Origin of the sequence: Glutamicibacter ardleyensis (genome assembly GCF_014644555.1) — a bacterium.
GTDB lineage: Bacteria > Actinomycetota > Actinomycetes > Actinomycetales > Micrococcaceae > Glutamicibacter > Glutamicibacter bergerei.
Genome location: NZ_BMKX01000005.1, coordinates 236,938 through 250,855 on the forward strand (window position 1 = coordinate 236,938; position 13,918 = coordinate 250,855).

General features: G+C 58.1%; 12 protein-coding genes. 3 read left to right on the top strand and 9 right to left on the bottom strand.

Going from position 1 to position 13,918, the window contains the following annotated elements; all coding sequences use genetic code 11:
• The first annotated feature begins 13 nt into the window (after positions 1-13).
• From IEX04_RS11565 to secG, 3 genes are read left to right on the top strand one after another with little or no spacing between them, the layout of a single operon-like run.
• On the top strand, positions 14-1,240 hold the full coding sequence (locus IEX04_RS11565; protein WP_096254580.1) for a phosphoglycerate kinase: 1,227 nt from the start codon (positions 14-16) through the stop codon (positions 1,238-1,240).
• A 3-nt stretch (positions 1,241-1,243) separates the two neighbouring features.
• Positions 1,244-2,059, top strand: a complete 816-nt coding sequence (gene tpiA, locus IEX04_RS11570) for a triose-phosphate isomerase (protein WP_096254581.1) — start codon at positions 1,244-1,246, stop codon at positions 2,057-2,059.
• Between the two features lie 22 nt (positions 2,060-2,081).
• Entirely contained in the window at positions 2,082-2,333 is a 252-nt protein-coding gene (gene secG, locus IEX04_RS11575) for a preprotein translocase subunit SecG (protein WP_096254582.1), read from the top strand.
• Positions 2,334-2,399: 66 nt separating this feature from the next.
• Here the strand turns inward: secG and IEX04_RS11580 are convergent, their stop codons facing one another.
• The 9 genes from IEX04_RS11580 to tkt form a co-directional block, all read right to left on the bottom strand.
• Positions 2,400-3,122, bottom strand: a complete 723-nt coding sequence (locus IEX04_RS11580) for a potassium channel family protein (protein WP_229677114.1) — start codon at positions 3,120-3,122, stop codon at positions 2,400-2,402.
• The gene (locus IEX04_RS11585; RefSeq protein ID WP_188685847.1) at positions 3,088-4,455 is read right to left on the bottom strand and encodes a TrkH family potassium uptake protein; all 1,368 of its coding nucleotides are present in this window, start codon (positions 4,453-4,455) and stop codon (positions 3,088-3,090) included. The genes IEX04_RS11580 and IEX04_RS11585 overlap by 35 nt, the downstream gene beginning before the upstream one ends.
• 248 nt (positions 4,456-4,703) lie before the next feature.
• The gene (locus IEX04_RS11590) at positions 4,704-5,687 is read right to left on the bottom strand and encodes an FAD-dependent oxidoreductase (protein ID WP_188685849.1); all 984 of its coding nucleotides are present in this window, start codon (positions 5,685-5,687) and stop codon (positions 4,704-4,706) included.
• Between the two features lie 68 nt (positions 5,688-5,755).
• Positions 5,756-6,496 (bottom strand): 6-phosphogluconolactonase, encoded by a 741-nt coding sequence (pgl, locus tag IEX04_RS11595; RefSeq protein ID WP_096254586.1) that lies wholly within the window; start codon positions 6,494-6,496, stop codon positions 5,756-5,758.
• Complete coding sequence (locus tag IEX04_RS11600) at positions 6,486-7,427, bottom strand: glucose-6-phosphate dehydrogenase assembly protein OpcA (protein ID WP_096254587.1); 942 nt, start codon at positions 7,425-7,427, stop codon at positions 6,486-6,488. The genes pgl and IEX04_RS11600 overlap by 11 nt, the downstream gene beginning before the upstream one ends.
• Positions 7,424-8,944, bottom strand: coding sequence for a glucose-6-phosphate dehydrogenase (gene zwf, locus IEX04_RS11605; protein ID WP_096254588.1), 1,521 nt, complete (start codon positions 8,942-8,944; stop codon positions 7,424-7,426). Before zwf ends, IEX04_RS11600 begins: the two co-directional genes overlap by 4 nt.
• Before the next feature lie 8 nt (positions 8,945-8,952).
• On the bottom strand, positions 8,953-10,527 hold the full coding sequence (locus IEX04_RS11610) for a phosphoglucose isomerase-related protein (RefSeq protein WP_188685851.1): 1,575 nt from the start codon (positions 10,525-10,527) through the stop codon (positions 8,953-8,955).
• Positions 10,528-11,631, bottom strand: a complete 1,104-nt coding sequence (gene tal / locus IEX04_RS11615; protein ID WP_096254590.1) for a transaldolase — start codon at positions 11,629-11,631, stop codon at positions 10,528-10,530.
• Between the two features lie 16 nt (positions 11,632-11,647).
• Positions 11,648-13,750, bottom strand: a complete 2,103-nt coding sequence (gene tkt / locus IEX04_RS11620) for a transketolase (RefSeq protein ID WP_096254591.1) — start codon at positions 13,748-13,750, stop codon at positions 11,648-11,650.
• Positions 13,751-13,918 lie beyond the last annotated feature (168 nt).

Consider the following 13,918-nt stretch of genomic DNA (forward strand, 5'->3'; position numbering starts at 1 on the left):
ATAACCTAGAGACATGACTTCTCACACTCTCGACGATTTACTCGCTGACGGTGTCCGCGGGCGGTACGTTTTGGTTCGTAGTGACCTGAATGTACCGCTCGACGGGGCGACCGTAACTGATGACGGACGCGTACGCGCGTCCCTTCCGGTGATCACCAAACTGACCGAGGCTGGCGCCAAGGTCATTGTGATGGCGCACCTGGGCCGCCCAAAGGGTCAGGTCGATTCGAAGTATTCCATCGCTCCGGCAGCACATCGGTTGAACGAGTTATCCGACTTTGAGGTCAGTGTAGCAACCGACGTTGTGGGCGATTCTGCTCGCGAGTCCGCTGCAGCGCTGACCGAAGGTTCGGTTCTCGTACTTGAAAACGTGCGTTTCGACGCTCGCGAAACCTCCAAGGTGGATGCCGAGCGCGAGGAATTCGCTAAGGCCTTGACTCTGCTGACCGGCGATAACGGCGCGTATGTGAACGATGCCTTTGGCGCGGTTCACCGTAAGCACGCTTCGGTCTTCGACATTGCGGCTTTGCTGCCTAGCTATCAGGGCGATCTCGTCGCTACTGAGATCAAGGTTCTCAAGACCCTAACCGAGGCTCCGAAGCGTCCCTACGTTGTCGTTTTGGGCGGTTCAAAGGTTTCGGACAAGCTTGCGGTCATTGACAACTTGCTTGGCAAAGCAGATCAGTTGCTGATCGGTGGAGGCATGGCGTTCACCTTCCTGAAGGCTCAGGGGCACGCTATTGGCGGATCCTTGCTTGAAGAAGATCAGATTTCTGTCTGCCAGGAATACCTGACCCGAGCTGAAAAGCTTGGCTGCGACATCATTGTTCCTAGTGACGTGGTGGTGGCCAGCAAGTTTGGTGCCGACGCCGAGCACGAGGTGCTTGACGCCGACAAGATCGAGGACGCAAGCTTCGGCGCTAACGGTTTGGGCTTGGACATTGGTCCAAAGTCTGCGGAACTGTTCGCCAGCTACATCACGAGTGCAAACACGGTGTTCTGGAACGGCCCAATGGGCGTCTTTGAAATCCCAGCTTTTGCCGAGGGTACCCGTACGGTGGCCCAGGCTCTGGCTGATTCCGAGGCGTTCAGCGTAGTTGGCGGTGGCGATTCTGCTGCTGCGGTACGTGCATTGGGCTTCTCTGAGGATGATTTCGGCCATATTTCCACTGGTGGCGGAGCGTCACTTGAATACCTTGAAGGTAAGACCCTGCCCGGTGTTGCCGCTTTGGAAGGCTAAATTATGACGATGTCGAATAACGGCGCCTATGTGCGTCAGCCGCTAATTGCCGGCAACTGGAAGATGAACATGGACCACGTCCAGGGCATCACTCTGGTGCAGAAATTGGCGTGGACTCTGAAGGATGCACAGCACGACTATGATCGCGCTGAGGTTGCGGTGTTCCCACCGTTTACCGACATCCGTGGTGTGCAGACCCTGACCCTTGGCGATAAGCTGGATGTCGTTTATGGCGCTCAGGATTTGTCCGCCCAGGATTCGGGTGCGTACACCGGAGAAATTTCCGGTCAGTTCCTGAACAAGCTCGGTTGCAGCTATGTGCTGGTTGGCCACTCGGAGCGACGTGAGTACCACAACGAGACCAACGCAGTGGTGGCCGCGAAGCTTACCGCCGCTTACCGCCACGAGGTGACCCCGGTACTTTGTGTTGGGGAAGGCCTTGAGGTGCGTCAGGCAAGCGAACACGTTGCTTACACGCTGACACAGCTTGCCGAGTCGTTGGAGGGCATTACCGCCGAGCAGGCAGCAACCCTGGTTGTAGCCTACGAACCGGTATGGGCCATTGGAACCGGTGAAGTTGCCGGACCAGCAGACGCTCAGGAAATGTGTTCCGCGATTCGTGGGGCACTGACGGAGCGTTTCGGTGAAGAAGTTGCGCAGAAGGCGCGCCTGCTTTACGGTGGCAGTGTCAAGGCTGCAAACGCCGCCGCAATCATGCGCGAACGAGATGTTGATGGCGTGTTGGTCGGTGGTGCTAGCTTGGATGCCGAAGAATTTGCTAATATTGTAAGGTTCGAGCACCATCTGGTCACCGACTGAATCTAATTAAGGAACCGTCGACTTGGATATCATCAAGATCATTCTGCAAGTACTACTGGGCATTACCAGTGTCTTGCTAACCCTCCTGATCCTGCTTCATAAGGGTCGAGGCGGCGGTATGTCCGACATGTTCGGTGGCGGCATGACCAGCTCGATGGGTTCGTCAGGCGTTGCCGAGCGCAACCTGAACCGAATCACCATTATTTTGGGTCTGGTCTGGGGCGCCGTCATTATCGGTCTGGCGCTAGTGATGCGATTTAGCGTCGAGTCATAAGCGACTAAAATTTGAGGGTCTCACGTAAGTGGGACCCTCAAATTCGTTAAGCTTGCGTGCATCCTGTTAACGTAGCTGCCCAAATCGATCAGTATCTACGGTGGAGCCGAGCACCAGCACCCGATCGCCTTCATTGAGCACGGTGTCTACATCGGTGTTCTGCCAGATACCTGTTCCGCTGGCCTTGGCCGCGATGGTCACCCGGTACTTTTTTCTTGTCTGAGTTTCGCTCAACGGAATCCCACAGAGAGACTTTGGCGCCAGCATCTTAACCATGGCGTATCCGGGGTCCACTTCCAGGTAATCCATGATTGACCCGCGGACCAGGTGGGCCACCCTGCGGCCCATGTCTTTTTCTGGATAGACGATATGGTTAACGCCGAGTTGCTCAAGTATCAGCCCATGCCTGTCATCTTGCGCCTTCGCCCAAATCAGCGGAATCTTCATGCTCACAAGTAGAGAACAGCACAAGATTGAGGACTGCAGGTGGCTGCCCACGGCAACAACTACTCGGTCAAAGTCATGGATGGCTAGCTGTTCAAGAACCTCCCGGCGGGAGGCATCGGCCTTGACTACCTGCGTCAATTCGCCATTGAGCGCCTGAACATTGTCCTCATGCTGGTCAATACCCAATACATGAGTGCCGGTTTTCATCAGCTCTAACGCAAGTGAACTGCCAAAGCGGCCCAACCCAATGACAGCCACCGAATCGGCAGTGGCGGCAATCTTCGATTCTGAACGGAAATTTAGTAGCTTAGCCAATGGCCGGCCTTTCTTTGGGGAGCTCATAGAGAGCCTTTCGATTGCGCAGGGCTAGTGCAGAGCCTAGGGAAAGCACTCCCACGCGCCCCAGATACATCAGAGTTATCAACACTGCTTTGGCCGCGTCGGGCAGGTCCGCGGTGATGCCCGTACTCAGCCCGACGGTACCAAAAGCCGACGACGCTTCGAAGAGGCAACGATCCAGTGAGTAGTCGGTAAACAACACCAAGCACATAGTCCCGGCAAAAACTGCTGCGGCACCCAGTAATGCAACGGTGAGCGCTTGGCGATGGACCGAACGTGAGAGACGTTTGCCCAACACGTTCACGGCAGCATCTCCACGTAGCTCAGTAATGATGATGAATGCCAAGACCGCAACCGTCGTGATCTTTATGCCACCAGCAGTACCAGCCGGTCCGGCGCCGATAAACATGAGCACATCCATGCCTAGCCAGGTTGCCGGATGCATGGCTCCGATGTCGATGGAGTTGAAACCCGCGGTACGCGTCTGCACTGATTGGAAGAATCCGGCCAAGAGGCGGCCTGCTGGATCCAGTGCTCCGAGCGTCTTGGGGTTGTTCCATTCCATTATTGTGATGAATGCGGTGCCGCCGACGAGCAGAATCGCTGTCATCAGCAAGACCAGTCGAGTATTCATACTCCATTTCAGGGTGTTCGAACCGTAACGGCGCAGCTGTACGAGCACGGGGAATCCTAGACCGCCGAGGATGATGGCAAAGCTGATCGGTAGGCTAATCCACGGGTCGTCAACAAAGCCCATGAGATTATCCGAATACAAGGCAAAGCCGGCATTGTTAAAGGCCGAGATCGAATGGAATGCGCCATGCCACAGGGCCAACGGCAAGCTGTGGTCGTAGCTGAGCCAGAACCGGATGGCCAACACACAGGCCGTGAGTGCTTCGATGGACAGGGACAGGAATAACACCGTCTTCGCGGCGGTGCGGATATCCTGCCCACTGAGTGCACTGCTTTCGCGTTGACTGGAGAGCCGGGTAAGCGTGCCAATTTTTCCCATCAACAACATGCTCAACAGCGACGCGACGAGCATGATCCCTAAGCCACCGAGCTGGATGAGCACAATGATGATGATTTTGCCGAAGAGCGTGTAGTAGGTCGCCGTGTCCACCACGGTCAGCCCGGTCACGCAGACTGCGGAAGTCGCGGTGAAAATCGCATCGACCAAGGAAGTGAATTGGCCTTCGCTGTTCGCCCACGGACTAGCTAGCAATAAGCCGCCAACAAGAATCGCACCTAAGAATCCCAATGCGACGACCTGGGCTGGTTGTGCCAGTGCAATTTGTCCCCGGCTGTGCGGGGGTCTAGATGAATTTGCGCGCATAGTTTCACATCGTTCGAAGTTGCATCGTGCTTATGCGCGTGCGGGAGTAACGAATGAAATACTACGCCTGAACCGTGTTTTGTCTAGTGTGATTTGTAGCGCATATTAGCGGCTCAAAAAGCGAAGGGACCAAGCGTAGCGGAAGCCCCGATTGTCACCCCTCTGGGTTGTTTTCGAGGGGTGACTAATCGTCGGTTTTGTGCCCGACTACGCCGCGGAGACACGCTTACCAGGGCCCATGTTGTGGGTCAACTAAGTGCGCTGTCCACGAGTTCAGCAACGCGTTGTGCCGTACCCCAGGAGAGGGTCACTCCCGCACCACCATGGCCGTAGGCAGCCACCACTGGCAGCGGGTGGCCCGAGACGAGTTCTAAACGGATGCTCGCTCGTGCCGGACGCAAGCCAACCTTATGCTCGAGAACTTGTAGTCCTGCCAGTTCCGGCACCAGCGCGGTGGCACGGCACAGGATTTGTGTTGCGGTAGCTGGGTCAAATTCTTGGTTCCAGTCATGGGCGGTGTCGGTGCCGCCGACAATAATGTCGTCACGCCGCGGAATAATGTAGCTAACCCCATCCGGATAGTCATCGTCGCACAACCAACTTCTCAGGTTATTCGGGTTCGCCAGTCGGAGGACCTGGCCACGAATTGGGTACACCGTATCGTCATCGCCCAGTAGCTCGCCGCCACGCAAGCCGCCGGCGATCACCACTACGTCGGCGTCATGCTCCAGCTCTTTAAGTTCCTTGATGGTCTCATGGATGAAAGTCACTCCCAGCTTTTCCACCTCGTGTTTCAGCCACAACAGATAGGTGCTCATTGTGATGATGGGAACCGTTGCATAGGCTCCGGCGAAGGCGCCTTCGGGCAGATCTGCTGGGGGTGCCTCACTCACGTTTGCCACGATTTTTGTCCATGAGCGGTCGGCTCCAGGCACATGGTCGACGTTTAATCCGGTGCGCAAATCCACCCCGGTCTCGGCGATGTCAGCTAGCTGTTCAAAGCGCGCCAGGGAGCGGGCAAGTAACAGGTCCGCGGCGGGGGAGTTCTCGGAATGGTAGGGGAACCAGATGGCGGCGGCTACCGCCGAGACGGTTTCTAAGCTGTCTTGATCGGCGATCACGGTGACTTGGTGGCCGGCACTTGCTAACTCATGGGCGCTGGATAACCCGATGACGCCGGCGCCGATCACCGTAATTCGAGTTGGCTGTTCTGAATGTGCGAGGGTACTCAAGGGAAGTCCTTTCAAATCACAAAAACCGGTGCTTCCCACACATGGGAAACACCGGTTTTTGTCTGTGCTTAGAGTAGCGTGGCCGCGCTACGGTCAATCAACCAGCGAGTTGCTTCGGTGCCTTGAACGGCGCTAGCCGGCACCGCCAGCTCGTTAACCTCGTGCTGGGCTGCTGCCAAGGCCGGGGCTTTCTCCGCACCGGAGACCAACAACCAAACCTCACGGGCGGTGTTGATGGTGCTCATGGTCAGCGACACCCGATGAGGTGGTGGCTTAGGGGAGTCATGTACCGCAATCGCGCCGAGCTCATCGGAACGAGTGTGATTCGGGAACAGCGACGCCACGTGCGAGTCCGGGCCCATGCCCAACATCAATACATCAAACACCGGATTTGCGGCACCATCGCTGGCTTCCTCGGCCAGCAACTGCGTGTAGGCAGCTGCCGCGTCCTCGGCACTAGCGTAGGAGTCACTGTCACCGGTCATGTGCACGTTAGCCCGCTCAAGTCCTAGTGAGTCTAAGGCAGCGAATAACGGTTCGGCCTGCACCGCATTGCGGTCCGCACTGTCGGCAGCGACAAATCGTTCATCACCCCACCAGAAGTGGACGGCGGACCAATTCACCGCGATGTTTGCAGGGTTTTGTGCCACGGCAACCAACGTCGCAATGCCCAGCGAACCGCCGGTCACCACCACGTGGGCCACTCCGCGAGCGGCAATAGCGTCGGCGATCGAGGTGATCAATCGCGCGGCGATACCTTGCGCGGTCGCATTAGCATCTTCATGGATGACAATTTGTCTAGCGATCACTGGAACGGATGCTCCTAAGGTTGGTCAAGGCAAGTCCACGGGTGATGACTTCGCCAAAGACGTCGTCGGCGTCGAGTCGGCGCATTTCTTCGGCCAGGCACTCGGCCACCGAACGCCGTGGCAGCGAGATTCGCTGGGGAGCTGAGCCAGGTAGGTACAGGTGAGCCACCGCACCGGAAGGACGCGAAAGTTCCACGTCCCCGGCCTCGCGGGTTAGTCGGACACTAGATAGACCACCGGTGGACTTATCCGCCGCGATGGTTACCGGAACCTCCAAGCACATAGTCAGCCAGGCTGCCAGCAGTGAGGTGGACGGTGAATTTTCTGAACCCTTCACGGTGATGCCGGTCAAGCCTTCGGTGCCGATCAAATCAATGATGCTGGCCAGCTGCGCGCGCCACAGGGTGATGCGTGTCCACGCAAGGTCGGTGTCTCCAGCCCGGTAGGTGCTGGCCCGTTGGAACAGCGCCTCGGTGGGGTCACTAGTCTCGTTGGAGTCCGTGATCCGTCGGTGTGCAAGTTTGCCCAGCGCGGTGTTATACGGATCTGCTGGAACCCCATGTGGCCACCAGGCAACAATGGGGGCATCTGGCAGTAACAGGGCCGAGATCAACGCTTCATCCGCGACCATATTAGGGCCGTGCGTACGCATCACGATGACTTCGGAAGCTCCGGCGTCTCCGCCGACGCGGATCTGCACGTCCAGGCGATTTTCGCCCTTTTCCGAACCGCGCACCACCACAATAATTCGGCAGGGGTGCTCGCGGCTGGCCAAGTTGGCCGCCTCAATGGCATTCTCAGCGAAACCCTCACGAGTAATGACCACCAAGGTCAGTACCCGAGATAGCGCCACCACACCGTGGGTGCGGCGCGAGGAGATCAACTTCTTGGCCACCTTATTGGTGGTTGTATTGGGAAGATCAATCATCATGGTCGTCGCCACGTCCTTCCATCTTTAGCCATCAACTCATCCGCGCTGGCCGGACCCCACGAACCTGGCAGATAAGGATCTGGCTGTTCGGGTTGCGCGGCCCAATACTCTTCGAATGGGTCAAGGATGCGCCAAGACTGCTCAACTTCTTCGTGGCGGGGGAACAACGGTGGTTCACCCAGTAGCACGTCGAGGATCAAACGCTCGTAGGCCTCGGGGGAAGACTCGGTGAACGCGTTACCGTAGCCGAAGTCCATGGTGACATCGCGGATCTCCATCTGGGTGCCGGGTACCTTGGAGGAGAAACGGATAGTTGCCCCCTCATCTGGCTGGACTCGGATGACAAACGCGTTCTGACCAAACTCGTCATCAGCGTGATCTGTGAACAGCAGGTTTGGTGCCCGCTTAAAGACCACCGCAATCTCGGTGACTCGGCGGCCCAAACGTTTGCCTGCACGCAGGTAGAACGGGACACCATTCCAACGACGGGTATTGATGTTCAGCCGGACCGCAGCGTAGGTTTCGGTTTTGGAAAGCGGGTTAAAGCCTTCTTCATCCAGGAATCCGACTACTTCCTCGCCACCCTGCCAACCGGAGGTGTACTGGCCGCGAGCGCTTGCCTGCCCCAGATCCTCGGGTAGCTGAACAGCGGTGAGTACCTTTTCCTTCTCGCTGCGCAGATGATCCGCATTGAAGGAAATAGGTTCCTCCATGGCGGTCAGTGCGAGCAGCTGGAGCAGGTGGTTCTGGATGACATCGCGGGCTGCGCCCACACCGTCGTAGTAGCTTGCACGTCCACCGATGCCGATGTCCTCGGCCATGGTGATCTGCACGTGGTCCACGTACTTGTTGTTCCACAGTGGCTCAAACATCTGGTTGCCGAAGCGCAGTGCCAGTAGGTTCTGCACTGTTTCTTTGCCCAGGTAGTGGTCAATGCGGAAGACCGAATCGGCGGGGAATACCGATTCAACGATTTGGTTCAGTTCCCTGGCACTTTGTAGGTCATGGCCGAAAGGTTTCTCAATGACTACGCGTTCCCAACCCGGGTTCTCATCCTTGGCGAGTTTATGCTCGGAGAGCTTCTGGCAGACTACGTCGAACCAGCTCGGTGGGATGGAAAGATAAAATGCGTGGTTTCGTCCGGTGGACCGGGACTCTGCCAGCTCGTCGAGGGTTTCGGCGAGCTTTTCATAGGCATTGTCATCATCAAAGGCGCCGGAAATGAAACGCATTCCAGCGGCCAGCTGGTCAAAGACCGTCTCGTTAAACGGGGTTCGCGCGCTGGCCAAGATCCATTCGCGAGCCTGATTGGCGAAGTCTTCTGCCGTCCAGTCGCGGCGGCCGAAGCCGACAATGGCAAAGTTTGGGGGTAGTAGGCCGCGGTTGGCCAGGTCATAGACCGCGGGCATAAGTTTTTTGCGGGCCAGGTCGCCGGTGATTCCGAAGAACACCAGCGCGCCCGGACCGGCGATGCGGTTAAGCCGCCGGTCGCGGGCGTCGCGAAGTGGATTACTCATATTTTTTGTTAGCTCGCAGCCTCAAGCAGCGCCGCGATACCCGCGGCGCGGTCGGTTAGATTCACGCGCAGTACCGGACGGCCATGTTTTGCGTCCGAGAGCACCGCACCATCACCGGTCGCCTGAGCGGTAATTAAACCGCCAAAGCTGAAGGGACGGCCCGGGATCTCTAGATCCTGCTCGTGGTTTGCGGTGACCTGCAGGAAGACTCCCTGACGGGGGCCACCCTTATGGTACTGGCCGGTGGAGTGCAAGAACCGTGGACCCCAGCCGAAGGTCACCGGGCGTCCGGTGCGTTCGGCCAGTAGGTCGCGTAGCGCTTCTAGGCCAGCGTCCGCATGGCGGTCCAGATAAGCGTGGATGGATAGGTATCCGTCCTCACCCAACTGTGCAGTCAACTCGTCCAAGGCGCCAGCTAGGTTAGTGGCTTGCGTGCCGAACAGTTCAACGCTGCCATCCACCGTGTCCGGGGAACCGGCGGTTGGAGCGTCCAACAGTGAACGAGCGGCAACCTTAGCTGCCTCCACATCTGGCTGGTCGAACGGGTTGATGCCCAGCAGGTAGCCGGCGACCGCAGTTGCATATTCGAAGATCATGAAGCTGGTACCCAGTGGCGCACTGATGTGAATCGCCGTGGCTGCTTCATCAACTTCTTCGGGCAACTGCTCGTGGAGGTAAAGCGGCAGGATGTCTGCTGCGATATTCTTCAGCTCCGGTGCGTTCGCGTCAGCGACCACTGGAAGAACACCCTTGCCGAGCTTGCCGGTGGATTCTGCGATGAGCTGTTCGGCCCAGTCGCCGAAGCCCGGAAGCGCGTCACCAATTTCTGCAATGACTAGCTTGTCGCGTCCTGCGGTCACCAGCGCTGCACCCAAGTGCAAGGCGATATTGTCTTCGTCGTCGCTGCTCAGCAGGTCGGAGATTAATCCGGCCTCCTCGATAAGCGCTTCAATATCTGCCCCGGCAAGACCGCTTGGTACTAGACCAAAAGCGGTGAGCGCCGAGTATCGTCCGCCAACGTTAGGGTCGGCATTGAAGATCGCGCGCACACCTTCCGGGTTATCCATGGGGGAGCTCGGATCGGTGACCAGCACTAGCCGCGTGGCAGGATCGATGCCTGCGGCTTCGAAAGCCGTGGTGAAGGCCCGACGCTGTGAATCAGTTTCCACGGTGGAACCCGACTTGGAGGCGACAACCACTACGGTGCGCTCCAGATCGGTGTTCACGATGGTCGAAACCATTTGTGGGTCGGTCGTGTCGCAGATGACCAGGTCTACCTCGTCATGCGCGGCAATCACCTCGGGTGCTAGCGAGGAGCCACCCATACCGCACAAGGCGATCCGAGTAAGACCTTCAGCCAGCAACTGCTCGCGCAGCTCCAAGATTTGTGGAAGCAACTTTTCGGCCGCTTCGAAGGGCTGTGCCCAGCCCAAACGGATTGACGCCTCAGACTTTGCTGATGCACCCCACACGGTTGGGTCCTGATTGGCGATACGGCTGCCAATCCGGGCTTCGATCAGCTTCGGCAGAAGCTGGTCAACCGACGCGAGGGCCTCCCCGGAAGTTACCAGGCCCAATTCCATTTACTTGGCCTCTTTCAAGGCCACCGACATGTCTTCCAACAGTTCGTTCCACGCGACGTCAAACTTCTCAACGCCCTCGACCTCAAGCAGAGACACAATCTCGCTGTAGTCGATGCCCTGGGCTGCCAGTGCGTCCAGCACGCCGTTAGCCTGGGCGTAGCTGCCCGAAACCACGTTGCCGCGAATCTCAGCCTCGGCCGCGGTAGCGTCCAAGGTCTTCTCCGGCATGGTGTTCACGGTCTGCGGTGCCACAAGTTCGGTGACATACAGGGTGGACGGGTAGGCAGGATCCTTCACGCCGGTCGAGGCCCACAGTGGGCGCTGGACGTTGGCGCCGGAGGCAGCCAGTGCCTCGAAGCGTGCGGAAGCGAAGGATTCTTCGAAGACCTGGTAAGCCAAACGGGCGTTAGCCACACCGGCCTGGCCGCGAAGGGCCAAGGCTGCTTCGGTGCCAATCGCATTCAGACGCTTGTCGATTTCGGAATCCACGCGGGACACGAAGAAGGAAGCAACCGAGTGAATCTTGGACAAGTCAAGGCCCTTAGCCTTGGCCTTCTCCAGGCCGATCAGGTACGCGTTGATGACCTCGCGGTAGCGTTCCAGCGAGAAGATCAGGGTGACGTTGACGCTGATGCCCTCGGCGATGGTTTCGGTGATTGCTTCGAGACCGGCCAGTGTTGCTGGGATCTTGATCAGTACGTTTTCACGGTCTACACGCTGGTACAGGGCCTTGGCCTGGATGATGGTCTGTGCGGTGTCGTGGGCCAGACGAGGGTCAACCTCGATGGAGACACGGCCGTCAAAACCGTTGCTGGAATCGAAGATCGGACGGAACAGGTCGCACGCTGCGGCCACGTCGTCACTGGTGATCTCGGTGATCGCGTCCTCGACGGACTTGTGACGCTGCTCGGCGATAGCTTCGCCGTACACGGTCGCGTTGGACAGCGCCGCGGCAAAGATGGACGGGTTGGTGGTGACACCAACTACGTTCTTCTCTTCAATGAGCTTGGCTAGCGAGCCGCTGGTCAAGCGTTCGCGGGAAAGGTCGTCGAGCCAGATGGATACGCCGGCGTCGGACAGGGCCTGGGTGTTTGGGTTAGACATATTGTGTACCAGTTCCTTACTTAACAACTTTTTGGGCGGCTGCGACAACTGCTTCGGTAGTGATACCGAATTCGCTGTAGAGCTTCTTGTAATCTGCGGAGGCACCAAAGTGATCCAGCGAGATGATCTCGCCTGCGGAACCAACTAGTTCACGCCATCCCTGAGCGACTCCGGCTTCCACCGAGACGCGGGCGGTGATGGCTTCCGGAAGAACTTCTTCACGGTAGGCGGCGTCCTGCTTGGCGAACCATTCGAAACTTGGCAGTGAAACCACGCGGGCTGCAATACCCTTGGTTGCCAGTTCTTCGCGGGCTTCAACGGCCAACTCAACCTCGGAGCCGGTGGCCAGCAAGATGACATCTGGGGTGACTTCTGTGCCGTCGAGGACAGCTTCGGCCAGAATGTAACCACCCTTCAAGGTGCCCTCGGCGCCGCGGAAACCGGCGGCCGAACGGTCGTAGATTGGCAGGTTCTGACGTGAAAGCACGATGCCCGATGGGGTGTCGGTCAGTTCCAGCATTCCGCGCCATGCGTAGGCAACCTCGTTGGCGTCCGCTGGGCGGACGACGTCGAAGTTCGGGATGATGCGCAACGATGCCAGCTGTTCTACTGGCTGGTGGGTTGGGCCGTCTTCGCCCAGTCCAATGGAGTCGTGGGTCCACACGAAGATCGATGGAACACCCATCAGCGCTGCCAAGCGGATAGCCGGGCGCTGGTAGTCCGAGAAGATCAGGAAGGTGCCGGAGAATGCGCGAGTCGGCGAGGACAGCACGATGCCGTTCACGATCGAAGCAGCAGCGTGCTCACGGATACCGAAGTGTAGGACGCGGCCGTATGGGCTGGTATCCCACGAGTCCGTGGAGCGACGCTCTGGAGCGAAGGACTTCGCGGTATCGATGGTGGTGTTGTTTGAGCCTGCCAGGTCGGCCGAGCCGCCCCATAGTTCTGGCAACTCGTCGGCAATGGCGTTGATGACCTTGCCTGAAGCCGCGCGGGTAGCCATCGTGGAACCTGGTTCGAAGGTTGGGATCTTTTCGGTCCAGCCCTCGGGCAGTTCGCCAGCCTGCAGACGCTCAAGTAGAGCAGCCTCTTCAGGGTTGGCGCTCTTCCAGGCGTTGAAGGTTTCATTCCACGACTCGTGCAGTGCCGCGCCACGGGTAACAACCTCGCGGGCGTGAGCCAACACTTCGTCTTCGATATGGAATGACTGTTCTGGGTCAAAGCCTAGAACCTTCTTGAGCCCTGCAACTTCTTCAGTACCAAGCTTTGAACCGTGAATGCCGCCGGTGTTCTGCTTGGTTGGTGAAGGCCAACCGATAATGGTGCGCAGAGCGATGATCGAGGGACGCGAGGTCTCTGCCTTGGCGGCACGGATCGCTGCGTCTAGGGCTGCCATATCTTCGACGTACTCGCCGGTGACGGTCCAGTCCACACGCTGGGTGTGCCAGTTGTAGGCGTCGTAGCGACCCAGAACATCTTCGGTGAACGCGATGTCGGTGTCGTTCTCGATAGAAATTTTGTTGTCATCGTAAATTACGACGAGGTTGCCAAGTTCCTGGTGACCTGCCAACGAAGATGCCTCCGAGGTGACACCTTCCTGCAGATCGCCATCGGATGCAATTACGTAAACCGTGTGATCAAACGGGCTGGTGCCAGCTTCTGCGGCAGGATCCAGCAGGCCGCGCATGCGACGCTGTGAGTAGGCGAAGCCAACGGCTGAGGCAAGACCCTGGCCCAATGGGCCGGTGGTGATTTCCACGCCGGCGGTGTGACCGACCTCTGGGTGACCCGGGGTCTTAGCGCCCCAGGTGCGTAGCGCCTCAATATCTTCCATCTCTAGGCCGTAGCCGGAAAGGAAGAGCTGTAGGTACAAGGTCAGCGAAGTATGACCGGGGGAGAGCACGAAGCGGTCGCGACCGATCCAGTTCGGATCCTTCGGGTCGTGACGGAGGTGCTTCTGGAAGATTAGATATGCTGCCGGAGCCAAGCTCATGGCGGTACCTGGATGGCCGTTGCCAACTTTTTCTACGGCGTCGGCTGCCAAGACACGGGTGGTGTCGATGGCCTTACGATCCAACTCGGTAAGTGAGAACTCTTCTACTAAGGATTCAGTCGCCACTGCGGCGTTCCTTCCATTGAGGCTTGGACGGGGATAATCCCGCTGACACGCAATACGCCGTCGACCCTCCTACCCGAAGTCGAGCTTATTTGGGGTATTTGGTGGCGACGGCGCGATTACTGTCCACTCTATCGCGAATCGGGCATTGTCTGTATGGCTTGAACAAAC

What these genes read in the sequence shown, in the direction of transcription:
- IEX04_RS11565 (WP_096254580.1), top strand. Translation starts at nt 14, where the DNA reads ATGACTTCTCACACTCTCGACGATTTACTCGCTGACGGTGTCCGCGGG.
- tpiA (WP_096254581.1), top strand. Translation starts at nt 1,244, where the DNA reads ATGACGATGTCGAATAACGGCGCCTATGTGCGTCAGCCGCTAATTGCC.
- IEX04_RS11580 (WP_229677114.1), bottom strand. Translation starts at nt 3,122, where the DNA reads ATGAGCTCCCCAAAGAAAGGCCGGCCATTGGCTAAGCTACTAAATTTC.
- IEX04_RS11585 (WP_188685847.1), bottom strand. Translation starts at nt 4,455, where the DNA reads ATGCGCGCAAATTCATCTAGACCCCCGCACAGCCGGGGACAAATTGCA.
- IEX04_RS11600 (WP_096254587.1), bottom strand. Translation starts at nt 7,427, where the DNA reads ATGATGATTGATCTTCCCAATACAACCACCAATAAGGTGGCCAAGAAG.
- zwf (WP_096254588.1), bottom strand. Translation starts at nt 8,944, where the DNA reads ATGAGTAATCCACTTCGCGACGCCCGCGACCGGCGGCTTAACCGCATC.
- IEX04_RS11610 (WP_188685851.1), bottom strand. Translation starts at nt 10,527, where the DNA reads ATGGAATTGGGCCTGGTAACTTCCGGGGAGGCCCTCGCGTCGGTTGAC.
- tal (WP_096254590.1), bottom strand. Translation starts at nt 11,631, where the DNA reads ATGTCTAACCCAAACACCCAGGCCCTGTCCGACGCCGGCGTATCCATC.